Below are 23,387 nucleotides of genomic sequence, written 5' to 3' on the forward strand. Positions count from 1 at the left end.
ACTCAGGAGGCCCTTCTTGGCTGACGTATACGACCGCTGGCACAAGTCCCACCCCAAGCCCACCGAGGCCGAGTGCGGCGACCACAAGAGCCCGACGAAGCGGATGGTCCCCACCGTCGACCACGGCATCGGCAAGCGCTGGCAGGTCCGATACCGCGACCTGGATGGCCATCAGCGCAAGGAGAACTTCCACACGAAGGCCGAGGCGGACAACCGCGCCGCCGAGGTCGACGTCGAGATCCGACGCGGCTCCTACGTCGTCCCGGCCGAGACAAAGCAGATGCTCAGCGCCTACGCCCAGAAGTGGCTCGACGGGAACTCCGTCGGCCCGACGACCGCGCTCCGCTACGAGGCGACCGTCCGCAACCACATCGTCGAGCACCTCGGCCGGCGCGAACTGCGGTCCCTCAACCAGCCCTCGGTCATACAGGGTTGGATCCGCACCCTCCAGGACGCTGTCCTTGAGGTGTCAACGATCGAGGGCATCTTCGACATCCTCTCCAGCATCCTCGGCACGGCTGTGGAGGACGGGCTGCTGCCGAAGAACCCCTGCAAGGCGAAGTCGGTCAAGCTGCCGACCGCGACCAAGAAGAAGATCATCCCTTGGTCGCTGGAGCGCGTCCGTGCGGTCATCGCCGCACTTCCAAAGCGCTTCCAGGGCGGTGGCAGACTCGCCTTCGGCTGCGGTCTGCGGCAGGGCGAGGTGTTTGGCTTCGCCGTCGAGGACATCGACTTCAAGGGCGGCTGGATCCACGTCAATCGCCAGGTGCGGCTCGTCGGTACGAAGCCCGTCTTCGCCCTGCCCAAGGGCAACAAGATCCGGTCGGTGCCTCTATCGGCCCAGCTTGCTGCCGCCCTCAAGGCCCACATGAAGGAGTTCCCGCCCGCCGAGGTCACCCTGCCCTGGGCCAAGCCGGACGGTGAGCCGAAGACCTTCCGCCTCCTCTTCGTCGACAAGAAGAGCCGGGCCTACAACCGCAGTGTCTTCAACATGGGCGCCTGGAAGCGCGCCCTTGCCGCCGCCGGCGTCATACCTCCCCGCGAGCCCGGTGCGCGCTACCTCCAGGCGGCCCCGGAAGACGGCATGCACGCCCTACGGCACGCCTACGCCTCCGTACTCCTGGACGCGGGGGAGAGCATCAAGGCGCTCTCCGAGTACCTCGGCCACTCGGATCCGGGCTTCACACTGCGGACGTACACGCATCTGCTGCCGTCGAGCGAGACCCGCACCCGCAAGGCGATCGACGATGCCTTCACGGAAGAAGCCGAGGCGGAAGACGGGGGCGACCCACCTGCCGCCCAGGGCACATCCGTGCCCCCAACGAAACCAATGTGCCCTCAATGTGCCCTGGCCGCCTGACGGCCCCTCTCCGGCACTGAAAAGGGCGAGGCCCGAAGACCCCGCCCGAACCGACCAAAACCCCAGTTCAGGGCCACACCAGGCAGTACGCCTGATGCCCCGCCTCGTGCAGCCGGTGGGAGAAGTCCTGCCACTCGTGCAGCAGTCGGTACACGTTGAACGCGTCCCGCGGGCCGCCCCGGTCCGGCACCGTCGACCAGATGAAGGCCGCGGCGCCGACGGCTTCCTCGCCGATGCCGCGCAGGGGGTCGACCACGGTCATCGGGAGTTTGACGACCGCGTAGTCGGGGTGAAGGACGACCAGTTCGAGGGGCGGGACCTTGTGCAGGGGGATGCCCTCGATGCCGGTCAGGACCATCGCGGCCATCGTCTCCGGCTTGATCTTGGTGAACATGCCGTTCATGCCCAGCTCGTCGCCGCCGAGTTCCTCGGGGCGCATCGAGATGGGGACGCGGGCCGCGGTCGCGCCGTCAGGCGCGCCGAAGTATTTGTAGGTCACCCCCACCCGGCCACCACTCCCGCCGCCCGTGCCGAGGGAGCCGACCCGGTCGGCCCGGGGGGTACGCCGACGCCCGCCCGCCCGGCCGGGCCGCGGCTCCGGCGCGGGGTCCGAGGTGAGATCGGGGGGGAAGTCCGGCGGGCCGCCCAGGCCCGTGTTCCAGGGGGGATCCCGGGGGACGTCACGCTGAAGGTCGCGAGCTGGGTCACGGGGAAGGTCACGAGGAAAACCCGACGGGGCGTCCGGGTTCCGTGCGGGATCGACCGGACGCTCGCCCCGGAGATTCCCCCGGAGGTCCGTCGGGGCCTCGCGCGGGAAGTCCGCCGGCCGCTCGCCCCGGAGGTCTCGCGGAGCCTCTCGCGGGAAATCCGCCGGCCGCTCGCCCCGAAGATCTCTCGTGGCCTCTCTCGGGAAGTCCTTCGCCCTGTCGGCAGTCCGCTCCGCCTGTTGGTCGTGCAGGCGTTCGCTTTGCCGGTCGTACCGTTCGGGCTCACTCGGTGCACCCTGTGTTCTGCGTGCTTCGGTCGTTTCCTCCGCTTCGCGCCGGTGCCTTCCCCGCCGGGCACGTCGAGGCCCGAGGTCATCGGTCCCCTCGCCCAGTCCGCCACCGCGATGCATATCTCCACCCGACTGCTTTTCTAGGACGCGTGGCCCCCGCCGCGCAACCCGATCATCGTGTCAGTGACCTCCCCCACGGCCGCCCGCCGAAACGTGCGGTGGAACAACAGTCCACGGGGATCCGCCCGGTCCCTGATCCTTCCGTGCCCAGGAGCTGTGTGTGTCAGGTCTCAGTCTCGCAGATGGCGGACCGCGGCGGCGCGGAACCGCGGGCGGGCCGTCACCGCACCGGGCGGGCGGCCTACCCTGAGGAGGTCACCCCGCAACCGGAGTCCGAGAAGCCGGAGAAGCCGCACGTCATGAGTGCCCCGAGCGAAACGCCCTATCCCTATGAAGCGCCCGCCTCCCAGGCGCTCTTCGACCGCGCCTCCGCCGTCACGCCCGGGGGTGTGAACTCCCCGGTGCGCGCCTTCCGCGCCGTCGGCGGCACCCCCCGCTTCATGGTGTCCGGCCGCGGTCCGTACCTCACCGACGCCGACGGCCGGGAGTACGTCGACCTCGTCTGCTCGTGGGGTCCGATGATCCTCGGGCACGCGCACCCCGAGGTCGTCGCCGCCGTCCAGGACGCCGTCGCCCGCGGTACGAGCTTCGGCACGCCCGGCGAGGGCGAGGTCGCGCTCGCCGAGGAGATCGTCGCCCGGATCGAGCCCGTCGAGCAGGTGCGGCTGGTCAGCAGCGGGACCGAGGCGACCATGAGCGCCATCCGGCTCGCCCGCGGATTCACCGGCCGGTCCAAGGTGATCAAGTTCGCCGGCTGCTACCACGGACACGTGGACGCCCTGCTCGCCGCCGCGGGCTCCGGCGTCGCCACCTTCGCGCTGCCCGACACGCCCGGTGTCACCGGTGCCCAGGCGAGCGACACGATCGTGCTGCCGTACAACGACCTCGAAGCCGTGCAGGAGGCGTTCCACCGCCACCCGGGCGAGATCGCCTGTGTGATCACCGAGGCATCGCCCGGCAACATGGGCGTCGTGCCGCCGGCCCCCGGGTTCAACCAGGGTCTCAGGGACGCCTGCCACAAGAACGGCGCCCTCTACATCTCCGACGAGGTCATGACCGGCTTCCGTACCAGCCGCGCCGGCTGGTACGGCGTCGACGGGGTCAAGCCCGACCTGATGACCTTCGGCAAGGTGATGGGCGGTGGCTTCCCGGCCGCCGCGTTCGGCGGCCGGGCGGACGTCATGGCGTACCTCGCGCCCGCCGGGCCCGTCTACCAGGCCGGCACCCTCTCCGGTAACCCGGTAGCCACCGCCGCCGGCATCGCCCAGCTGCGGCTGCTCGACGAGGCGGCGTACGGCACGGTGGACGCGGTCTCCGCGCAGATCCAGGCGCTGGTCACCGAGGCGCTGAGCAAGGAGGGCGTGGCGCACCGGGTGCAGAACGCGTCCAACATGTTCTCGGTGTTCTTCGCCGACCGGCGGGTGCGCGACTACGAGGACGCCAAGCGGCAGGAGTCGTACCGCTTCACCGCGTTCTTCCACTCGATGCTGTCGAACGGCGTCTACCTGCCGCCGTCGTCCTTCGAGTCCTGGTTCGTGTCCACGGCCCACGACGAGCGGGCCGTCCAGAAGATCGCCGACGCCCTTCCGGCGGCGGCCCGTGCGGCTGCGGAGGCCACCGCGTGACCATAGGAAACAGTGTGAGCGGCAGCGACAAGGACGTCACGGTCGTCCATCTCATGCGGCACGGGGAGGTGGAGAACCCGAGCGGTGTGCTGTACGGCCGGCTGCCCGGCTTCCACCTGTCCGAGCTGGGCCGGCGGATGGCGGACCGGGTCGCGGAGCACCTCGCCCCGCGCGACATCACCTATGTCTGCGCCTCCCCGCTGGAGCGGGCGCAGGAGACCGCCACCCCGATCGCCAAGGCGCACAGCCTCGACCTGGACACCGACGAGCGGCTGATCGAGGCCGAGAACGTCTTCCAGGGCAAGACCTTCGGTGTCGGCGACGGCGCCCTGCAGCGGCCGGGGAACTGGAAGCACCTGGTCAACCCGTTCCGGCCGTCCTGGGGCGAGCCGTACGTGGACCAGGTCGTGCGGATGATGGGCGCGCTGAACGCGGCCAAGGACCAGGCGCGCGGCCATGAGGCGGTGCTGGTCAGCCATCAGCTGCCGGTGTGGATCGTGCGCTCGTACGTCGAGCGCCGGCGGCTGTGGCACGACCCGCGCAAGCGGCAGTGCACGCTCGCGTCGCTGACGTCCTTCACCTACCTCGGCGACAAGATCGTGTCGGTCGGCTACAGCGAGCCCGCCATCGACCTGGTCCCCGCGCACCTGCGGGCCGGCGCCCAGCCGCAGAAGGGCGGCGGGAAGGCGTTCGGCGCCTGACCGGCCCCGCGCTCCCGAGCGTTCCCCGGGGCTTTCGCGGACCGTCACCCGACGGTCCGTCAAAAGCCGCTTAGGACGCTTTTGTCGAGACTATTAAGAAAAACATACAAATTAGCGGAACCTCCCCGATCGTCGCGCCCTCTGTCTGGGTGACCACCATCACCACGCGCGACGAATCGGGGAACCTTCATGCGCACCGTCTCCCGGAACCTCTCCCGCCGGGGAATGCTCGGCCTCGGCGCGGGCGCGGCGGCCGCCGCCACCCTGTCCGGCTGCGGCGCCCTCAAGTCCTCGGACGGCGACGGGCACGCGGGCGGTTCCCGTCAGGCGCAGGACGGCAAGAGCCGGCCGGCCAAGCTGATCGGCGACGGCTCCACCTCCTTCACCGGCAAGCAGCCGGGCCGCTCGGCCAAGCCCGAGCCGCTGGAGCCGGGGCAGGCCCCGCCGCAGTTCGTCATCTTCTCCTGGGACGGGGCCGGCGAGGTGGGCAACGGCCTCTTCCCGCGCTTCCTCGACCTCGCCAAGCAGCACGGCGCGCACATGACCTTCTTCCTCTCGGGCCTCTACCTGCTGCCCGAGTCGAAGAAGCGGCTGTACGAGCCCCCGAACAACCCGCGCGGCGCCTCCGCCATCGGCTACCTCACCGACGAGCACATCAAGGCCACCCTCACCAACGTCCACCGGGCGTGGCTGGAGGGCCACGAGATAGGCACCCACTTCAACGGGCACTTCTGCGGCGAGACGCACGGCTCGGTGAAGTGGTGGACGCCACAGCAGTGGAAGAGCGAGATCGAGCAGGCGAAGTCCTTCGTCAAGGAGTGGAAGACCAACACCGGCTGGCACGACCTGCCGGCGCTGCCCTTCGACTACGACAAGGAACTGGCCGGCGGCCGCACCCCCTGCCTGCTGGGCCAGGACAACCTGCTGCCCACCGCCCGCGAGCTGGGCTGGCGCTACGACGCCTCGTCCCCGGGCGGCCGCCAGGTGTGGCCGGTCAAGCGCCAGGGGATCTGGGACTACCCGCTCCAGCAGGTGCCGTTCCCCGGACGCAGCTTCGAGGTGCTGTCCATGGACTACAACATGCTCGCAAACCAGTCCGTGAACTCCACCAAGGCGCCCGCCCGCAACTACCCGGGCTGGCGCAAGCAGTCCGCGGCGGCGTACATCGCCGGCTTCCAGCGGGCCTACGAGACGAACCGCGCGCCGTTCTTCATCGGCAACCACTTCGAGCAGTGGAACGGCGGGATCTACATGGACTCCGTCGAGGAGGCGTTCAAGCACATCGCGGCCCAGCGGGACAAGGGCGCCGACGTGCGGCTGGTCTCCTTCAAGGAGTTCACGGACTGGATCGACGTCCAGAAGCCCGAGGTGCTCGCCAAACTGCGCACGCTGGACGTCGGGCACCAGCCCACGGGTGGCTGGAAGACGTTCCTCGCCTGAGCCCGGCGGGGACGCGGGCCCGTCTCCGGCGTCCGGAATGTCCCGTGTAAATAGCTCCTGAAATGCGGTTTTCCGTCCCGCAGGGGGGCGCGCGAGAACCCCGGGAACGACATGCGAAACTTTTCACATGAGTACCCGTAGCCGCGCCGTCCTGCTCAGCGCCGTGGCCGTCACCGCGGCCCTGTCCCTGTCCGCGTGCGGCAAGGGCGGCACCTCGGGCGGCGGTGGCAACACCAACTTCGTCACCGGCAACAACGGCATCGCCACCGTGCCGGTGGGCGAACGCACCGCGGCCCCGGACCTGTCCGGAAAGACGATCGACGGCAAGTCGGTCGACGTGGCCGACTACAAGGGCCAGGTCGTCGTCATCAACGTCTGGGGCTCGTGGTGCAGTCCGTGCCGCGAAGAGGCCCAGTACTTCGCCAAGGTGTCGAAGGCGTACGACGGCAAGGGCGTGCAGTTCGTCGGGATCAACACCCGCGACACCAGCACGACCCCCGCGGTCGAGTTCGAGAAGGCGCACGGAATCACCTATCCGAGCCTGTACGACCCCACGGGCAAGCTCATGCTGCGCTTCAAGAAGGGGACCCTGAACCCCCAGCTGATCCCCTCCACGCTCATCATCGACCGGCACGGGAAGGTCGCCGCGCGCGCCCTGGAGGCGCTCGACGACACCACGCTGCTGAAGATGCTCAAGCCGGTCGTCGCGGAGAAGTGACATGGGTCCGACCCTGACACTGGCCGCGAACAACCAGACGGTGCTCCACGGGGCGCTGCTGGTCGCGCTGCCCGTCGCCCTGCTCGGCGGGCTCGTCTCCTTCTTCTCGCCCTGCGTGCTGCCGCTGGTGCCGGGCTACCTCTCCTACGTCACCGGCGTGGCCGGCACCGACCTGGCCGAGGCCCGGCGCGGCCGCATGGTGGCCGGCGCCTCCCTGTTCGTGCTCGGCTTCAGCGCGGTCTTCGTCTCCGGCGGCGCGCTGTTCGGCCAGTTCGGCTGGACCCTCCAGGAACACAAGGACACGCTGACCAAGGTCCTCGGCGTCGTCATGATCCTCATGGGCGTCTTCTTCATGGGACTGATGCCCTGGTTCACCCAGCGCGAGTTCCGCTTCCACAAGCGGCCGTCGACCGGACTGCTCGGCGCGCCGATAGTGGGCGCGCTGTTCGGGATCGGCTGGACACCCTGCATCGGCCCGACCCTCGCCTCGGTGAACATCCTCGCCATGCAGGAGTCGAGCGCGGTGCGCGGGGCGACCCTGATGATCGCCTACTGCCTGGGCCTCGGCGTGCCCTTCGTGCTCGCCGCCGTGGCCTTCCGCAAGGCCCTCGGCGCGTTCGGCTGGGTCAAGCGCCACTATGTGTGGGTGATGCGCATCGGCGGCACGATGATGGTCGTGACCGGTGTGCTGCTGCTGACCGGCGCCTGGGACAGCCTGGTGCAGCAGATGCAGAGCTGGTCCGACGGCTTCACTGTGGGGATCTGATCGATGAGCAAGACCGAAACCGACAAGGGCCAGGAACAGGAGGATCTCGGCGCCGCCGGGTCCCAGCTGTCCACCGCCCCGCGCGAGGAGCCGCTCTCCGCGGTGCCCGCCATGGGGGTGATCGGCTGGCTGCGCTGGTTCTGGCGGCAGCTGACCTCCATGCGGATCGCGCTGCTGCTGCTCCTGATGCTGTCGCTGGCCGCGATCCCCGGCTCGCTCATCCCGCAGTCCGGCGCCGACATCAACAAGGTCGCCGGCTTCCAGCAGGCGCACAAGACGCTCGCGCCGATCTACGACAAGCTCGGCCTCTTCCACGTCTACAGCTCGGTGTGGTTCTCCGCGATCTACATCCTGCTGTTCATCTCCCTCATCGGCTGCATCGTGCCGCGCGCCTGGCAGTTCGTCGGCCAGCTGCGCGGCCGGCCCCCGGGGGCGCCCAAGCGGCTGACCCGGCTGCCCGCGTACACGACCTGGCGTACGACGGCGGAGCCCGAGGAGGTCCGCGAGGCCGCGCTCAAGCTGCTCAGGCGGCGCCGCTTCCGCGCGCACGCCGAGGGCGACGCGGTCGCAGCCGAGAAGGGCTACCTGCGTGAACTGGGCAACCTGATCTTCCACGTCGCCCTGATCGTGCTCCTGGTCTCCTTCGCCTGGGGCCAGATGTACAAGTCGGACGGCACCAAGCTGATGGTGGAGGGCGACGGCTTCTCCAACGCGCTCCCGATGTACGACGACATGAAGTCCGGCAGCCTCTTCCGGAGCGACGACCTGGTGCCGTTCAGCTTCGACCTGAAGAAGTTCACCGGCACCTACGAGAGCAGCGGCCCCAACCGCGGCACGCCCCGCACCTTCCAGGCCACGATCGACTACAGCGTCGGCGCGTACGGCAAGCGCAAGAAGACCACCATCAAGGTGAACGAGCCGCTGCACATCGGCGACTCCAAGGTCTACCTCGTCAGCCACGGCTACGCCCCGGTCGTCACCGTCCGCGACGGCAAGGGCAGGATCGTCTACCGCGACGCGGTGCCGCTGCTGCCGCTCGACGGCAACGTCACGTCCAACGGTGTCGTCAAGGTGATGGACGGCTACAAGAACCCGCAGGGCAAGAGCGAGCAGCTCGGCTTCCAGGCGTTCTTCGTGCCGACCTTCGACCCGAAGGCCGGCACGATGATGTCGCAGTTCCCGGCGCTGCTGAACCCGCTGCTCGCGGTCAACGCCTACCACGGCGACCTGGGCGTGGACGCGGGCATCCCGCAGAGCGTGTACCAGCTCGACAAGAGCCACATGAAGGCGTTCAAGGACGGCAAGGGCCAGCTGCTGAAGAAGCTGCTCAAGCCCGGCGACAGCATGGCGCTGCCGAACGGCGCCGGTTCCATCACGTTCGAGAAGGACGTGAAGCAGTGGGCCGGCTTCGAGATCGTCCAGGAGCCGGGCAGCGTCTGGGCCCTGACCGGCGCGCTCGCCGCGATCTTCGGTCTGGCCGCGTCCCTGTTCATCCAGCGCCGCCGCGTGTGGGTGCGGGCGGTGCGCGGTGCCGACGGTGTGACCGTCGTCGAGATGGCCGGGCTCGGCCGCAGCGAGTCCGCCAAGCTGCCCGAGGAGCTTGGCGACATCGCCGGGATCCTCTACGACCAGGCGCCGGGGGCACCCGACCCCGACGATCCCGCCACCCCCGACCCTCACGTCGTACCTGCCGAAGGGGCTGAGAAGTGACTCTCGCCGCCGCAACAGAGCTGGCCACAGCGACCAACGAGCACCTCGCGAGCATGAGCAACACGCTCATCTACTCCGCGATGACCGTGTACACCCTGGCCTTCCTCGCCTACATCGCCGAGTGGATCTTCGGCAGTCGCAGCAAGGTGGCCCGCACGGCCAACGCGCTGACCGCCGAGAGCAGGCAGCAGGCGGGCCCCGCCGTCACCGTGAAGAAGGCCGGCGGGACCGCCGTGCTGGAGCGTCCGAAGGTCGTGGTGCGCGCGGCGGCCGGTGCCCGGGACGTGCCGGACGGGCCCGGTGCGCACGGCGGCGACGTCCAGGGCGACATGTACGGCCGGATCGCGGTCTCGCTGACAGTGCTGGCCTTCCTGGTGCAGCTCGCCGGTGTGGTCGCCCGCGCGGCCTCGGTGCAGCGCGCGCCCTGGGGCAACATGTACGAGTTCAGCATCACGTTCACCACGGTGGCCGTGGGTCTGTACCTGGTACTGCTGGCACTGAAGAAGAACGTGCGCTGGCTGGGCCTGTTCCTGACCACCACGGTGCTGCTGCTCCTCGGCCTCGCCGTGACCGTGCTCTACACGGCCAGCGACCAGCTGGTCCCGGCCCTGCACTCGTACTGGCTGTACATCCACGTCTCCACCGCGATCTTCTGCGGCGCGGTGTTCTACGTCGGCGCGGTCGCCACCATCCTGTACCTGTTCAAGGACTCGTACGAGAACAAGCTGGAGGCCGGGATCAAGCCGGGCTCCTTCGCCACCTCGGTGCTGGAGCGGCTGCCCGCCTCGGCCTCCCTGGACAAGTTCGCCTACCGGGTCAACGCGGCGGTCTTCCCGCTGTGGACGTTCACGATCATCGCGGGGGCGATCTGGGCGGGCGACGCCTGGGGCCGCTACTGGAACTGGGACCCGAAGGAGACCTGGTCGTTCATCACCTGGGTCGCCTACGCCTGCTACCTGCACGCGCGCGCCACTGCGGGCTGGAAGGGCCGCAAGGCCGCCTACCTGGCGATGATCGCGTTCGCCTGCTGGCTGTTCAACTTCTACGGCGTGAACATCTTCGTCACGGGCAAGCACTCCTACGCGGGCGTGTGAGCGCGGGCTCGCCCACACTGGAGTCATGAGCGGTTCCATCGCGCAGGGCACCAGTCAGAGCCACGGGAACACGCGCATACTGCATTTCCTGGTGCGGCTCCCGAGGCCCATGGAAGACGTCTGGCCGGCGGTGGCCACCCCCGAGGGGATCGGGGCGTGGTGCACCGCCGTCGGCGTTCTCGAACCCCGTCTCGACGGCGCGGTCTCCCTGCGCGGCCTGGGCTCCGGCCGGGTCACGGCCTGGGACGTGGACCGGGTCGCCGAGTACACCCTGGCGGGCGGCGGCCGGCTGCGTTTCCACCTGGAGCGGGACGGGACGGCGGAGTGCGTGCTGCGCTTCACCCACGAGTTCCAGGGTGAGGGGCCCTCGGACATGGACTGGCGTCATAAATTCGAACAGCTGATCGTCGTGCTGGGTCCGGCGCCCCGGACGTAGCCGGAGCCGGCCCGTACGCCTCAGGCGGGCGGCAGGCAGTCCTTCCCCGGCGGCTTCCCCTCCGGCCAGGCCAGCTGCACGAACTGCGAGTCGCCCTGCGGGGTCAGCCGCACGATCGGCACGGCCTTGTCGTAGGGGTTGCCGTGCTCGTCCAGGCAGATCCAGCCGCTCGCCCCGGCCACCTTCAGCGAGCCCTTGACCTGCGGCCACTGCAGGCCGACGTCCGCGAGGGCCGGGATGCTCCGGCCCTCCGGCACGGCCTCGCGGATGCCGTGCACCGCCAGCTGCAGCGCGTCGTAGCCGATGATCAGCTGGCCGTCGTCCAGGGCGACCGGTCCGATCGGGCCGGCCGGCTTGTGCGAGGCGGCCTTCAGCAGCCGCTGCAGGGTCTGGTAGTCCGCCGTGGCACCGCCGGTCTTCGGGGGGTTTTGCAGCCAGGCGTCAGGGTGGGCGAGGGAGGTGAAGAGCACGCTGAGGTTGTGCCGCAGGGCGTCACGGTCCAGCTCCTTCTCATAGGTGAGGTAGGAGGCCTCGTCGCCGGTGAGGACCTGGAAGGAGCGGTCCATGCAGCCGCGGTCGCCCAGCGCGTTGACGAACTGCCGCAGCTGGGTGTGCCGGCCCGCGAACAGGATCGTGCGGGTGTCCCGGGGGGTGTCGCACACGATGTTGGTGATCTGCCGGAAGGTGTTCGCGGTGGTGCCCTCCTGGCTGCGGTCGGCGGGCGGGGTGAACGGCTGCTCAAGGACGGGCTGGTACGGCGATCCGTTCATCAGCGCGATGAACGACTCCTTGAGCGAGTTCGTGTACGGGTCGCCCGGCTTGTCGTAGACCAGCATGGCCTTGTTCTCGTTGGCCTTGTCCGCCGTGGCCTTGGTGTAGGAGGCCAGCGCGCGGGCCTCGTCGGTGTTGGTCGGCGCCACCCGGGCGAGCCCGGGATAGGGGTCCGGCTTCTTGCCGTGCTGCCCGTTGGCCAGCTCGTCGGCGGTGATGGAGGAGCCGATCACCGGGATGCCGTGCCCGGTCAGCGCCGCGACGGCCGCCTGGTTGGGGTCGGTGCTCTGCCCTATGCCGGCCACCGCCCGCAGCCGGTCCGCGCTCCGGGTCATCCCCTCCAGCTGGTCCACCGTCGGCCGCCAGCTGTCCTTGCCCGTGCCCGAGTTCGCGAGCACGAGGCGGATCCGCGGGGACTGCCCGTTGGAGTCGTGGTTGGCCGAGTACTGGGCGAGGTAGGCGCCCTGGAGCTGATGCTCTATGTCGTTCAGATTGGTCGGCGAGGTGGAGGTGAACGGCAGCATCAGCGCCACCGTCACGTAACCGCCGCCGCGCAGGCCCTTGTTCTCCCGGCCGATCGCCTCCACCACCTGGTGGAAGCGGGGCTGCCCGAAGTCGTACACCCCGGTCGCCACGCCCACGCACTCGTCGCTGCCCGCGGGCCGCGACACCCCCGGCGCGCACCGCCGGTCGTCGTGCGTCAGGGCGCGCACCCCGAAGACCCCGCCCGCCACCAGGACCGCCGCCAGCAGCAGGGACAGATACCGGCGCAGCGGGATCTCCCACACATGCTCGCGTACCCAGGTCCCCATGCCCCCCGCCATCAGGCCTCCCCGTGACCGTCGTCCTCAGGATCCTCCGGGCCCTCGATCGGGCGGCCGGCCAGCGCGGCCGCCGGCCAGTCCCGGGAGGCCCGCCACAGCAGCGCGCCCGCCGCGGGGCGCAGATTGGACAGTTGCTCCAGCTCGAAGCGGAGCCGGTCGCACACCTTGGGGTCCGGCAGCACCAGCGGATCCGTCAGCTCCCACAGCGCGTGCAGCAACCGCCGCACCCGCAGGTGCAGTACGGCGTCCACGCCCTCCGGCAGCGGGTACCCGGCGTCCGTCACGCCGAGCGCGACCGCGGCCCGCCGGTCGCCGCGCCCGCCGAAGTCGCGGCCCTCGGCGTCGTGCGCGTGGAAGTAGGGCGCGGACGCGATGAAGCGCAGGGTGCGCAGCCACACCCGGGTGTCGGCGCCGGCGAAGTCGTCCCGCAGCCGCGCGACCGCCGAGTCGGCGTCCCCGAGGGCGAGTTCGTGGTAGAGCCGGTACGGCGCCCGCTCCGGCTCCGCGTAGTGCTCGATCAGCGTCTCGTGCGCGGTCCGCCACGACGCGTGGTCCTCGTCGCGCAGATGCAGCCTCAGCAGCAACAGCGTCCGCACGAACGGATCGCCGACGAACTGGCCCGTTACGACGGGCAGTCCCTCCTCGGCGAGCAGAGTCTGCAGGGCCCGTACGTCCGCCGGCCCGAACGTGTCCGGCAGCAGCGCCGAGGCCAGGGCGCACGCCGAGCCGTGGTCGTGGGCCGCGGCCAGTACGGTCAGCTCCTCCAGGTACGCGGCCGGCACCAGCCGGTCCAGCAGCGCCTGGTGGACCGGCGAGCCCGGCCGGTCCTCGGCCGGGCGGAACTCCGCGGTGAGCAGTTCGCCCAGCGAGGTCACCTCGGGCAGATGCTGCGCGGCCGACTCGGCGAGCAGCACCACGCCCAGCGGGTTGCCGCCGGTCAACCGGTGTGCGGCGGCCGGGAGATGGGAGGGCACGGCGGTGTCCGCGCACAGGGCGCCGACGATGTGCAGGGTGTCGTCCGCGCTCAGCGGCGGCAGCGCGACCAGCAGCGCCCGTGAGGAGGGGGCCGCGTCCGGCGTCCAGCCGGTGCGCCGGGCGACCTCCGCCAGCTGACCGCGCACGGCGTTGGGCAGCTCCGCGCGGCCCTCGCCGCGCCGGGCGGCCACGAACACCACCCGGTCGCCGGTGCCCTCGGCGCGGTCGCGCAGCACGGCCGCCGTCAGCTCCGGGCCCGGGGTCGTCTGCGCGTTGTCGAGCAGCACCAGGGGCCGGCCCAGACGCTGCATCTTCGCCATGAACCCGGTGTACGCCTCGCCGAGGTCGGCCAGCAGCGCCCGCACCAGGTACCGCTCCGCGTGCTCGCGCGGGCCGTCGCCGTCCCGGAAGTGCTGGGACAGCAGGATCAGCCCGCGCTGGGCGTTGCCGCCCGCGTTCGGGTACGACCGGTACCACTCCGACGCCTTCTGGTGCTTGTGGCCGGTGAACCCCTCGGCGACGGACTCCAGGGTGGCCTCGATGGCGCCCGAGACATACGGATTCCCGCCGGTGGCGGCCGCGACCACCTTCGCCGCGACCTTGGCCGCCCACTTGCCCGCGAACGCGCCGAACTTGCCGCCCCGCTCGTTCAGCAGCAGGATGCGCTCGACCTCCCGGCGGATCCGGTCCGCCTCGGCGTCGCCCCAGCCGCCCGCGGCCACCGCGACCAGGCCCGACATCAGGCGCGGGAAGGTGATCCGCCCGGCGCCGGTCACCGGCTCCGCCAGCTGCTCGGCGATCACCAGGAGCGCCTGGGCCGACGGCGACCAGGAGTCGGCCGGCCGGCCCGCGGGCGGCCCGGTGAACTGCGCGGCCGCACAGTCGACCGACGCGACCGGGGTGTGTCCCCGGTAGGCGTCCCGGAGCGCGTCGAGCACCGCGCTCTTGCCCAGCCCCCGGGCGCCGGTGAGCACCACGAAGGGCGGCTCGTCCGGGTGCTCCAAGGGATGGGCGCGATGGCGTCCGGGGACCAGGCCCACCAGGCGCGGCGCGAGTCCGGCCGGATCGGCGTCGAAGAGCGCCCCCCGCCCGTGCAACCGTGTGCGCAAAGCATCGCCCCCCTCAACAACAGTGTAGAAAGGGGTAGTTGCTCGGTGCCAGGGCCAGTGGTGCCCGTTTGGGTAACGATGTGTGCGCACGTCGCCGCTGTGCGCTCACGACACCGCCGACAGGCGGCCGTGGCCCGCCGAGGCGATGTGGTCCCGCAGCCGCTCCACGTACAGCCGCATGTTCTTCGCGGCGACGTCGGTGTCCGGGTAGCGGCTGGCCAGCCACAGTCCCTCGTGCTGCCGGTTCACCCACACGCACACCTGGTCGCCGTACGACACCCGCAGCAGCGCGTGCGCCCGCATGTCCGTCCACCGGTCGGCGCCGGGCACCGTGCGGGTGTCGACGTACGAGACGATCGAGTACAGGTCCGGCGAGGTGGGCCGGAAGTCCGTGCCGAGCAGCGCGAGGACCCGGGCCAGCGGCATCCGGGCCAGCCTGCGGGCCGCGCCCAGCTCCGCCCGTACCGCCCGCAGGACGTCCGGGAAGCCCCGGGTGCCCGTCAGCGGCACCTCGATGGGGGCGCCGCCCACGTACCAGCCCACCGAGTCGGTCCAGCGCGAGCGCACCCGGGTGTGGAACGGCACGACCGTCCGGTACACCGACTGCCCGCCCAGCTCCTGCACGCTGAGCGCGGTCGCCGCCAGCACCCCGACCAGGCTCCCGCCGTAGGGCCGGCAGTACGCCTCGAAGGCGGCCGCCGCCGCCGCGTCCGCGAGCGGCTCGCACAGCATCGCCTGACGGGGGAGCGGCTCGCCGGGCGTGAGGCCGAGGTCCACCGGGAAGGCCGGCAGGGTGCCGCCGCCGCGCCGGATGAACTCCCGCCAGCGGGCCACGATCTCGTGCCCGCCCTCCAGCCGGTCCGCGTCGGCCCGCTCGATCTCGCAGAAGTCGACGTAACTGGCCGCGGGGGCGGGGCGGTCGGCGGAGCGCCCCGCCGTGGCCGCGTCGTACAGCTCGTGCACCTCGGCGGCGATCCGGGTCAGCGAGTAGGCGTCCACGTTGCTGTGGTCGAACGCCATGTAGACGCTGGTGGAGTCGTCGCGCACGACGGCGGTGTAGATGAGGTTCGGCCAGCGCAGGGCGTCGGCGACGGTGTCGAACCGGTCCTGGAGACGCGCGACGAGGCGGTCCGCGTCGTCGAACTCCCCGACCTCCTCGCGGTGCAGGGACACATCGGCGGGATCGAGGGTGAACCGGCGCAGCTCCTCACCCGCCCAGCGGAACCCGCTGCGCAGCGTCTCGTGCCGCAGTGTCCAGGCGCGCAGTGCCTCTTGGAGCGCGTCGAGGTCGACCCGGCCGGGCAGGTCGAAGGCGGTACCGAGCCAGGTCGGCACGAACAGCCCGTCCTCCCGCACGCACTTGGCCGTCCGGATGTGCGACTCCTGGATGTAGGCCGGCGGCCGGGAGTCCTCCGGCAGCCGCGTCGCCGCCGCCACGGTGGCCGGGCTCAAGGTCCACTCGACGAGTCGTCCCGGCCGTACCCCGCAGCGCTGGATGTCAGTGATTCGCACGCGTCTCCCATCGAAGAAGGGGCCCTGCTGAATAGGGACCCCCTCCAAGGCAATGCCGTGCGGGGCGACGGAGACATGCCCGTCGCCGCCATTTCAACGGAACGGGTGGCGGGCCGAACGGGGGACTGATTAACCGACGGTGACCACGTCCGGGATCAGCCGTTGATCATCCCGATGACCGCCCGCACCGCCTCCGCCACCGGCTGCCCCACCGCGCCGACCATCGACGCGATCCCGGCGATGGCCATCAGCGCCCGGTGCCGCTCCTGCGCGGGTACGGCGCCCCCGGCGGTCGCGGCCGGCACGGACTCGTCGAGGAGCGCGGCGCTGGACTCGGGCACCCGGGTGCGCAGGTCGGCGACGAGGCCCCGCAGTTCGGCGAGGGCCGCGACCAGTGCCGGGTCCGGTGCCGGCCGCGCGGCGCCCTGGTTCTTGACGATCCCGGTGTTGCCCGTGCCGCCGTGCATGGTCACGTTGTCGCCGTAGTGGTAGCTGTCACCGCTCATGAGCTGATCCCCGTGTTTCCGCTGCCGCCGTACATGTTGACGTTGTCCCCGAAGTAGTAGTTCCTCGGCGAGACCGTGAGGCCCTGCACCGTCACCCGGAACTCGGTGTCCGGGTGCTCGATGGCGTACGAGAGCTGGTCCACCAGCTGGTCCAGGTGGCGCGGGTCCGGGCTGGTGACCAGCGCGGTGGACGCGCCCGAGGTCTCCACCGCGAGGACGTGCTGCGGGCCGGCGGTGAGGACGCCGAGCATCTCGACCAGGAAGAAGATCTCGGCGCCGACGGCGAGGAGCCACACGAAGACGACGTAACCGGCCGCGCCCGACTGCCCGTCCGACCCGCCCAGCGTCAGCGCGGGCAGGCTGGGCAGCATCACCAGCATCGCGATGGCGACGGTCCCGGCGCTGTACCGCAGGAACCGCAGCACCGCCTCCTTGCGCCTCGGGCGCAGCACGAAGGAATAGACGCGGGCGATGTTGGCCAGCGGGTACACGGCCCGGCCGATCCACAGGATCTGCTTGCTGACCCGCAGGTCGAGCATCCTCGGCACCGGGTGCGGGGACGGCGCGGGGACGTCCGGCATGGGCGGAGCCGCTGTCGGGGCGGACGCGGCGGCCGGCGGGACGGATGGTGCGGGTGGTGCGGGTGGCAAGTCCTGGGCGGGGGGTTCCGGCCCCGTGCCGTACTGCATCTGTCGTCCCCCAGAGGTCGGGCGCAACTGACTGCTCGGTGGCGACCATTAACCCGGCCCGCGCGCGGCACTCGCAAGTGGTTAAGCACACCGGAACCGGCCGTCACCGGGCCCGGTGACGGGGGCCGGGTGGACCGTGGCGGATACTGGGACGCATGGCTTACGACGATCTTCGCTCCCTGCTGCGGGCCCTGGAGCGCGAGGGAGACCTCAAGCGCATCAAGGCCGAGGTCGACCCCTACCTGGAGATCGGGGAGATCGTCGACCGGGTGCAGAAGGCCGGCGGTCCCGCGCTCCTCTTCGAGAACGTCAAGGGCTCGGCGATGCCGCTGGCCATGAACGTCTTCGGCACCGACCGCCGCCTGCTGAAGTCCCTCGGCCTGAAGTCGTACGACGACATCTCCGACAAGATCGGCGGGCTGCTGCGCCCCGAGCTGCCGCACGGCTTCGTCGGCGTGCGCGAGGCGTTCGGCAAGCTGGGCGCGATGGCGCACGTCCCGCCGCGGAAGATCAAGGACGCGCCCGTCCAGGAGGTCGTCCTGCACGGCGACGACGTCGACCTCGACCGGCTCCCCGCGCTCTTCACCTGGCCCGAGGACGGCGGCTCCTTCTTCAACCTGGGCCTGACCCACACCAAGGACCCGGAGAGCGGCGTCCGCAACCTCGGCCTGTACCGCCTCCAGCGCCACGACAAGCGCACCATCGGCATGCACTGGCAGATCCACAAGGACAGCCGCAACCACTACCAGGTGGCCGCGCGCCGGGGCGAGCGGCTGCCCGTCGCCATCGCCTTCGGCTGCCCCCCGGCGGTCACCTACGCCTCCACCGCCCCGCTGCCCGGCGACATCGACGAGTACCTGTTCGCCGGGTTCATCGCGGGCAAGCGGATCGAGATGGTCGACTGCAAGACCGTCCCGCTCCAGGTCCCGGCCAACGCCGAGGTCGTCCTGGAGGGCTGGCTGGAGCCGGGCGAGATGCTGCCCGAGGGCCCCTTCGGCGACCACACCGGCTTCTACACGCCGCAGGAGCCGTTCCCCGCGCTGAAGATCGACTGCGTGACGATGCGGAAGCGGCCGCTGCTCCAGTCGATCGTGGTCGGCCGCCCGCCGACGGAGGACGGTCCGCTCGGCCGCGCCACGGAGCGCTTCTTCCTGCCGCTGCTGAAGATCATCGTCCCGGACATCGTGGACTACCACCTGCCCGAGGCCGGCGGTTTCCACAACTGCGCGATCGTCTCGATCGACAAGAAGTACCCGAAGCACGCGCAGAAGGTCATGCACGCCGTCTGGGGGGCGCACATGATGTCCCTCACCAAGCTGATCGTGGTCGTGGACGCCGACTGCGACGTCCACGATCTGCACGAGGTCGCCTGGCGCGCCCTCGGCAACACCGACTACGCCCGTGACCTCACGGTCGTGGAGGGCCCGGTCGATCACCTGGACCACGCCTCCTACCAGCAGTTCTGGGGCGGCAAGGCCGGGATCGACGCCACCCGGAAATGGCCGGAGGAGGGCTACACGCGTGACGGCGGGTGGCCGGAGATGGTCCTGTCGGACCCGGATACGGCCGAACGGGTGACTCGGCGTTGGAAGGAATACGGACTGTGAGAGGGGCGGACATGATGGTGCAGGGCAGCGCGGAGACGGGGTTTCCCCGCCTCCGCGGGGGTGATCCGGAGTACGGCCTGTGAGCACGGCCGCCACGATCCCGCAGCCGGGACGCACGAAGGCCTTCCTGCGCCTGGTGATGATCGAGCACTCGGTCTTCGCGCTCCCCTTCGCCTACATCGCCTCGCTGACCGCGATGTACACGCTGGACAAGAACATCCACTGGGCCCGGCTGCTGCTGGTCACCGTCTGCATGGTGGGCCTGCGCACCTTCGCGATGGCCGTGAACCGGATCATCGACCGGGAGATCGACGCCCGTAACCCGCGGACGGCCCACCGCGAGCTGGTGACCGGCGCGATGTCGGTCCGGCACGCCTGGACCGGCGCGCTCGTCGCACTGGTGGTCTTCCTGGGCGCGGCGGCGCTCCTGAACCCGCTCTGCCTGGCGCTCGCGCCGGTCGCGGTGATCCCGATGGTGGTCTACCCCTACGGGAAGCGGTTCACGAACTTCCCGCAGGCCATCCTGGGTATCGCCCAGGCCATGGGCCCCATCGGCGGCTGGCTCGCGATCTCCGGCAGCTGGTCCTGGGACGCGGTGATCCTCGGCCTCGCCGTCGGCATCTGGATCGGTGGCTTCGACCTGATCTACGCCTGCCAGGACGTGGAGACCGACCGCGCCATCGGCGTGAAGTCGGTCCCGGCCCGCTTCGGCATCCCGGCCGCGATCCGGGGCGCCCGAGCCTGCCACACGATCACCACCGCGCTGTTCGTCTGGTACGCCCTCGCCACCCACGCCGGCGCCTTCTTCTGGTTCGGCCTGGTCATCGTGGCGGGCGCGTTCCTCTACGAGCACCGGATCGTGCGCCCGCACGACCTGTCCCGGCTCGACCGGGCCTTCTTCAGCGTCAACGGTTTCATCGGGATCGCCCTTTTCGTGTGTGCCCTGCTGGACCTGCTGGTCCGGGGCCTGACCGTCTGAACCCGGGGCGCCGGCCCGCTTCTTGCCCCCACCCGGCCTGAGCCCGGGTGGGCACGCCGGTACGCTCAAGGTGTGAACGCAGGAGAAAAGCGGCGCGTGCCTTGGATCGTGGGGGTGTCCGGTGCTTCCGGGACGCCGTACGCGGCTGCTGTGCTGCGGGGGCTGCTGGCGGCGGGCGAGGCCGTCGACCTGGTGGTCAGCAGGGCCTCCCGGCTTACGCTGCTGGACGAGACGGGGATCTCGTTCCGCGACGCCCACTGGCAGGACGACCTGCGGGAATGGCTGGCGCGCGGGGCCGACGGCAAGCCCGGGGCCTTCGAGGCGGACATCAGCGGGGTGCGGTACTGGAACGCCGGCGATCTCGCGGCGGGCCCGTCCTCGGGGTCGTACCCGGCGAAGGGCATGCTGATCGTGCCCGCCTCCACGGCCTGCGTGGCGGGGGTCGCGCTGGGCCTGTCCAAGGATCTGCTCCAGCGCACGGCGAGCGTCACACTGAAGGAACGCCGCACGCTCGTCGTCGCCGTACGGGAGACCCCGCTGAACGGCCAGACCCTGCGGCACCTCGTCGCCCTGGACGACGCCGGCGCCTCGGTCGTGCCCGCCTCGCCCGCCTTCTACGCGGGCGCCACGCACATCCAGGACCTGGTGGACTTCGTCGCCGGGCGGGTGCTGGACGCGGCGGGCGTCGAGCACGGGCTGTACCGGCGCTGGCGGGGCGAACTGGGCGGCGGCGTGGCCCAGCCGTGACCGGGTCGGCCGCCGCCGGGCAGGTGCTTTACCTTTCATCACTCCGGAACTCTTCAGCGGAAGGCTTCGATCGCATGGACGCGGTGGACAGGCAGCTCATCCAGGCCCTCAGGGAGAACGGCCGGGCCTCCTACGCGGAGCTGGGGCGCCTGGTCGGACTCTCGGGACCCAGCGTCACCGACCGCATCAACCGGCTGGAGGCGGCCGGCGTCATCACCGGTTACCGCGCGACGGTCGACTCGGCCTCCCTCGGTCTCGGCGTCACCGCCCTGATCGGCATCTCGCTCTCCGACGCGGCCGACCACGAGGACGTGGCGCAGCGGCTGCGGGACCTCGAGGAGATCGAGGACTGCTGGTTCATCGCCGGCGACGACTCCTTCATGCTCAAGGCGCGCGCGGCCGACGTGGACGGCCTGGAGCGGATCATCCGCCGGCTCAGCGGGACCAAGGGCGTGTCGCGGACCCGTACCACCATCGTGCTGTCCACGAAGTGGGAGAACCGGGTCGGGGAACTGCCCGAGGAGGTCTAGGGATACCGTAGGCCGAGCTGTCGTAGAAAGGTGTTGGCATGGACGTCGGGCTCAAGCGCGAGCTGGAGGAGAAGGTCCGCTCCGGTGAGCGGCTGACCCGCGAGGACGGCATCGCGCTGTACGAGTCGGACGACCTGGCCTGGCTCGGTGGTCTGGCGCACGAGGTGCGGACGCGCAAGAACGGCGACGTCGTGCACTTCAACGTCAACCGGCACCTGAACATGACGAACGTGTGCACGGCCTCCTGCGCGTACTGCTCCTTCCAGCGCAAGCCGGGGGAGAAGGACGCGTACACGATGCGCATCGAGGAGGCCGTCAAGCTCGCGAAGGCGATGGAGACGGAGAACCTCACCGAGCTGCACATCGTCAACGGGCTGCACCCGAGCCTGCCGTGGCGGTACTACCCCCGGTCCTTGCGCGAGCTGAAGGCCGCCCTCCCGAACGTGTCCCTCAAGGCGTTCACGGCGACGGAGATCCACCACTTCGAGACGATCTCCGGTCTCACGGCGTCCGAGATCCTGGACGAGCTGATCGACGCGGGGCTGGAGTCCCTGACCGGCGGCGGCGCGGAGATCTTCGACTGGGAGGTCCGCCGGCACATCGTGGACCACCGGACGCACTGGGAGGACTGGTCCCGGATCCACCGCCTGGCCCACGAGAAGGGTCTGAAGACCCCGGCCACGATGCTGTACGGCCACATCGAGGAGCCGCGCCACCGGGTGGACCACGTCCTGCGCCTGCGTGAGCTGCAGGACGAGACCGGCGGCTTCCAGGTCTTCATCCCGCTGCGCTACCAGCACGACTTCGTGGACATGAAGGACGGCAAGGTCCGCAACCGGCTCCAGGCGCGGACGACGATGGCGACCGGCGCGGAGGCCCTGAAGACCTTCGCGGTCTCCCGCCTGCTGTTCGACAACGTGCCGCACGTGAAGGTCTTCTGGGTCATGCACGGCGTCCAGACCGCGCAGCTGGCCCTCCAGCACGGCGCGGACGACATGGACGGCTCGGTCGTCGAGTACAAGATCACCCACGACGCGGACAACTACGGCACGCCGAACAAGCTGACCCGTGAGGACCTCCTGGACCTCATCCGCGACGCCGGCTTCCGTCCCGTGGAGCGCAACACGCGGTACGAGATCATCCGCGAGTACGACGCGGCCGACCCGTCCCGCCGGGACGCCCCGCAGCCGATGCGTCTCTGACGACGCCCCGGCCGTCCCGGTCTGACGACGCCCCGGCCGTCCCGGTCTGACGACGCCCCGGCCGTCCCGGTCTGACGACGCCCCGGCCGTCCCGGTCGGCCGGGGGCGCCGTCGGACCCTATGAGCGGGGAGCCGTGCACCTCCGGGGTGAACAGCCCGGCCGGGACCACCCGGCCGCCGGCCGGGCGCCGTCTTCCACGCGGTAGCACTTCACGAGTCCACGCGGACCGGTCCCCTGGAACGCGGGGCCCACCGAGCCATCCTGGGGGCGGCACCGGCCTGCCGCGCGGGACACCCGCGGCGGCCCCGGACGCCTGCTCCGAAAATCACCGGACGGCCTCTCGTGTAATGGATACGATGCGCCGGTGACCCTTACTTTCACGCTGGAGCCCCCCATCACCCCCGCCCTGCGCGACGGCCTCCTCGACCTCTGGGCGGACGTGTCGAACGCGGGCGGTGCCGTCGGATTCGTGCCGCCGGTCCGCCGTGAGCAGATACGGCCCCAGCTGGTGCGTCACTTCGTGCACATGGCGGAGGGCCGTACCCGGCTCCTCGTCGGCCAGGACGAGGGCGGTACGACCGCGGCCGCCGCGTTCCTCGCCGGGAACCCGCAGCACCTGAACGCCCACTGGCTGTCGCTGTACTCCGTGATGGTCCACCCCCGCCACCAGGGCAAGGGCTACGGCCGCGAGCTGCTCGCGGCCGCCGAGGACGCGGCCCGCGCGACGGCCGGCATCGAGGCGATCCGGCTCTCCTGCCGGGGCGGCCACGGCCTGGAGCGGTTCTACGGCTCCTGCGGCTACAAGGAGGTGGGCCGCGTCCCCGGCGCCGTCCGCGTCGCCCCCGGCGACGACCGCGACGAGATCTTCATGCTGCTGCCCCTCGGCTGACCGTCCCGGCCCCGCGTACCCCGCTGCGTGATCGCCCGCAAGGCATGCTTCACTGGACGATGACCCCTTTTGGAATCGG

Annotated in this window: 21 protein-coding genes; 15 read left to right on the forward strand and 6 right to left on the reverse strand. The window is 70.7% G+C overall.

The window, feature by feature from the left end:
• Positions 1-16 precede the first annotated feature (16 nt).
• Entirely contained in the window at positions 17-1,360 is a 1,344-nt protein-coding gene (locus tag VT52_RS24960) for a tyrosine-type recombinase/integrase (protein ID WP_046417216.1), read from the forward strand.
• Between the two features lie 67 nt (positions 1,361-1,427).
• Here the strand turns inward: VT52_RS24960 and VT52_RS24965 are convergent, their stop codons facing one another.
• Positions 1,428-1,865, reverse strand: a complete 438-nt coding sequence (locus VT52_RS24965; RefSeq protein ID WP_046417215.1) for a hypothetical protein — start codon at positions 1,863-1,865, stop codon at positions 1,428-1,430.
• A 911-nt stretch (positions 1,866-2,776) separates the two neighbouring features.
• On the opposite strand from VT52_RS24965, the gene hemL reads away from it, so the two are divergent.
• The 8 genes from hemL to VT52_RS25010 all read left to right on the forward strand — a co-directional run bounded on the left by hemL (position 2,777) and on the right by VT52_RS25010 (position 10,967).
• Positions 2,777-4,102 carry a glutamate-1-semialdehyde 2,1-aminomutase gene (hemL, locus tag VT52_RS24975; protein WP_046417316.1) on the forward strand — a complete coding sequence of 442 codons (1,326 nt, stop codon included), beginning with the start codon at positions 2,777-2,779 and terminating at the stop codon, positions 4,100-4,102.
• A gap of 53 nt (positions 4,103-4,155) precedes the next feature.
• Positions 4,156-4,803, forward strand: a complete 648-nt coding sequence (locus tag VT52_RS24980) for a histidine phosphatase family protein (RefSeq protein ID WP_107481438.1) — start codon at positions 4,156-4,158, stop codon at positions 4,801-4,803.
• A 189-nt stretch (positions 4,804-4,992) separates the two neighbouring features.
• Positions 4,993-6,243, forward strand: a complete 1,251-nt coding sequence (locus tag VT52_RS24985; RefSeq protein ID WP_046417211.1) for a polysaccharide deacetylase family protein — start codon at positions 4,993-4,995, stop codon at positions 6,241-6,243.
• 127 nt (positions 6,244-6,370) lie between these two features.
• On the forward strand, positions 6,371-6,961 hold the full coding sequence (locus VT52_RS24990; RefSeq protein ID WP_046417210.1) for a TlpA family protein disulfide reductase: 591 nt from the start codon (positions 6,371-6,373) through the stop codon (positions 6,959-6,961).
• Between the two features lies 1 nt (position 6,962).
• Complete coding sequence (locus VT52_RS24995; RefSeq protein WP_046417208.1) at positions 6,963-7,727, forward strand: cytochrome c biogenesis CcdA family protein; 765 nt, start codon at positions 6,963-6,965, stop codon at positions 7,725-7,727.
• Between the two features lie 3 nt (positions 7,728-7,730).
• Complete coding sequence (resB, locus tag VT52_RS25000; RefSeq protein WP_046417206.1) at positions 7,731-9,437, forward strand: cytochrome c biogenesis protein ResB; 1,707 nt, start codon at positions 7,731-7,733, stop codon at positions 9,435-9,437.
• On the forward strand, positions 9,434-10,531 hold the full coding sequence (gene ccsB, locus VT52_RS25005; protein WP_046417205.1) for a c-type cytochrome biogenesis protein CcsB: 1,098 nt from the start codon (positions 9,434-9,436) through the stop codon (positions 10,529-10,531). The genes resB and ccsB overlap by 4 nt, the downstream gene beginning before the upstream one ends.
• A 25-nt stretch (positions 10,532-10,556) precedes the next feature.
• A complete protein-coding gene (locus VT52_RS25010; RefSeq protein ID WP_046417203.1) occupies positions 10,557-10,967 on the forward strand; it encodes an SRPBCC family protein in 411 nt (136 codons plus the stop codon).
• A gap of 20 nt (positions 10,968-10,987) precedes the next feature.
• On the opposite strand, the gene VT52_RS25015 is transcribed toward VT52_RS25010, so the two are convergent.
• The 5 genes from VT52_RS25015 to VT52_RS25035 form a co-directional block, all read right to left on the reverse strand.
• On the reverse strand, positions 10,988-12,562 hold the full coding sequence (locus VT52_RS25015; protein WP_046417202.1) for an ABC transporter substrate-binding protein: 1,575 nt from the start codon (positions 12,560-12,562) through the stop codon (positions 10,988-10,990).
• The gene (locus VT52_RS25020; protein WP_107481434.1) at positions 12,562-14,646 is read right to left on the reverse strand and encodes a hypothetical protein; all 2,085 of its coding nucleotides are present in this window, start codon (positions 14,644-14,646) and stop codon (positions 12,562-12,564) included. The genes VT52_RS25015 and VT52_RS25020 overlap by 1 nt, the downstream gene beginning before the upstream one ends.
• 105 nt (positions 14,647-14,751) lie before the next feature.
• Positions 14,752-16,158: a condensation domain-containing protein gene (locus VT52_RS25025; protein ID WP_046417200.1), complete on the reverse strand. Its 1,407-nt coding sequence runs from the start codon at positions 16,156-16,158 to the stop codon at positions 14,752-14,754.
• 155 nt (positions 16,159-16,313) lie between these two features.
• The gene (locus tag VT52_RS25030; protein WP_046417198.1) at positions 16,314-16,664 is read right to left on the reverse strand and encodes a hypothetical protein; all 351 of its coding nucleotides are present in this window, start codon (positions 16,662-16,664) and stop codon (positions 16,314-16,316) included.
• On the reverse strand, positions 16,661-17,245 hold the full coding sequence (locus tag VT52_RS25035; RefSeq protein WP_046417196.1) for a DUF6232 family protein: 585 nt from the start codon (positions 17,243-17,245) through the stop codon (positions 16,661-16,663). Before VT52_RS25035 ends, VT52_RS25030 begins: the two co-directional genes overlap by 4 nt.
• A 263-nt stretch (positions 17,246-17,508) precedes the next feature.
• On the opposite strand from VT52_RS25035, the gene VT52_RS25040 reads away from it, so the two are divergent.
• From VT52_RS25040 to VT52_RS25065, 6 genes are all read left to right on the forward strand, one after another.
• Positions 17,509-18,960, forward strand: a complete 1,452-nt coding sequence (locus tag VT52_RS25040) for a menaquinone biosynthesis decarboxylase (protein ID WP_046417195.1) — start codon at positions 17,509-17,511, stop codon at positions 18,958-18,960.
• Between the two features lie 79 nt (positions 18,961-19,039).
• On the forward strand, positions 19,040-19,939 hold the full coding sequence (mqnP, locus tag VT52_RS25045) for a menaquinone biosynthesis prenyltransferase MqnP (protein WP_046417194.1): 900 nt from the start codon (positions 19,040-19,042) through the stop codon (positions 19,937-19,939).
• Between the two features lie 96 nt (positions 19,940-20,035).
• Positions 20,036-20,686, forward strand: a complete 651-nt coding sequence (locus VT52_RS25050) for a UbiX family flavin prenyltransferase (protein WP_046417192.1) — start codon at positions 20,036-20,038, stop codon at positions 20,684-20,686.
• Positions 20,687-20,760: 74 nt separating this feature from the next.
• Positions 20,761-21,216, forward strand: a complete 456-nt coding sequence (locus VT52_RS25055; protein ID WP_046417190.1) for an Lrp/AsnC family transcriptional regulator — start codon at positions 20,761-20,763, stop codon at positions 21,214-21,216.
• A gap of 38 nt (positions 21,217-21,254) precedes the next feature.
• On the forward strand, positions 21,255-22,418 hold the full coding sequence (gene mqnE, locus VT52_RS25060; RefSeq protein WP_046417189.1) for an aminofutalosine synthase MqnE: 1,164 nt from the start codon (positions 21,255-21,257) through the stop codon (positions 22,416-22,418).
• A gap of 365 nt (positions 22,419-22,783) precedes the next feature.
• Positions 22,784-23,308, forward strand: a complete 525-nt coding sequence (locus VT52_RS25065) for a GNAT family N-acetyltransferase (protein ID WP_046417188.1) — start codon at positions 22,784-22,786, stop codon at positions 23,306-23,308.
• Positions 23,309-23,387 lie beyond the last annotated feature (79 nt).

Origin of the sequence: Streptomyces malaysiense (genome assembly GCF_000980885.2) — a bacterium.
Classification (GTDB): domain Bacteria; phylum Actinomycetota; class Actinomycetes; order Streptomycetales; family Streptomycetaceae; genus Streptomyces; species Streptomyces malaysiense.

Bases quoted from the DNA above. Each gene is read 5' to 3' on its own strand.
- hemL (WP_046417316.1), top strand. From the start codon at position 2,777: ATGAGTGCCCCGAGCGAAACGCCCTATCCCTATGAAGCGCCCGCCTCC.
- VT52_RS24980 (WP_107481438.1), top strand. From the start codon at position 4,156: ATGCGGCACGGGGAGGTGGAGAACCCGAGCGGTGTGCTGTACGGCCGG.
- VT52_RS24985 (WP_046417211.1), top strand. From the start codon at position 4,993: ATGCGCACCGTCTCCCGGAACCTCTCCCGCCGGGGAATGCTCGGCCTC.
- VT52_RS24990 (WP_046417210.1), top strand. From the start codon at position 6,371: ATGAGTACCCGTAGCCGCGCCGTCCTGCTCAGCGCCGTGGCCGTCACC.
- VT52_RS24995 (WP_046417208.1), top strand. From the start codon at position 6,963: ATGGGTCCGACCCTGACACTGGCCGCGAACAACCAGACGGTGCTCCAC.
- resB (WP_046417206.1), top strand. From the start codon at position 7,731: ATGAGCAAGACCGAAACCGACAAGGGCCAGGAACAGGAGGATCTCGGC.
- VT52_RS25010 (WP_046417203.1), top strand. From the start codon at position 10,557: ATGAGCGGTTCCATCGCGCAGGGCACCAGTCAGAGCCACGGGAACACG.
- VT52_RS25015 (WP_046417202.1), bottom strand. From the start codon at position 12,562: ATGGCGGGGGGCATGGGGACCTGGGTACGCGAGCATGTGTGGGAGATC.
- VT52_RS25030 (WP_046417198.1), bottom strand. From the start codon at position 16,664: ATGAGCGGTGACAGCTACCACTACGGCGACAACGTGACCATGCACGGC.
- VT52_RS25035 (WP_046417196.1), bottom strand. From the start codon at position 17,245: ATGCCGGACGTCCCCGCGCCGTCCCCGCACCCGGTGCCGAGGATGCTC.
- VT52_RS25040 (WP_046417195.1), top strand. From the start codon at position 17,509: ATGGCTTACGACGATCTTCGCTCCCTGCTGCGGGCCCTGGAGCGCGAG.
- VT52_RS25055 (WP_046417190.1), top strand. From the start codon at position 20,761: ATGGACGCGGTGGACAGGCAGCTCATCCAGGCCCTCAGGGAGAACGGC.
- mqnE (WP_046417189.1), top strand. From the start codon at position 21,255: ATGGACGTCGGGCTCAAGCGCGAGCTGGAGGAGAAGGTCCGCTCCGGT.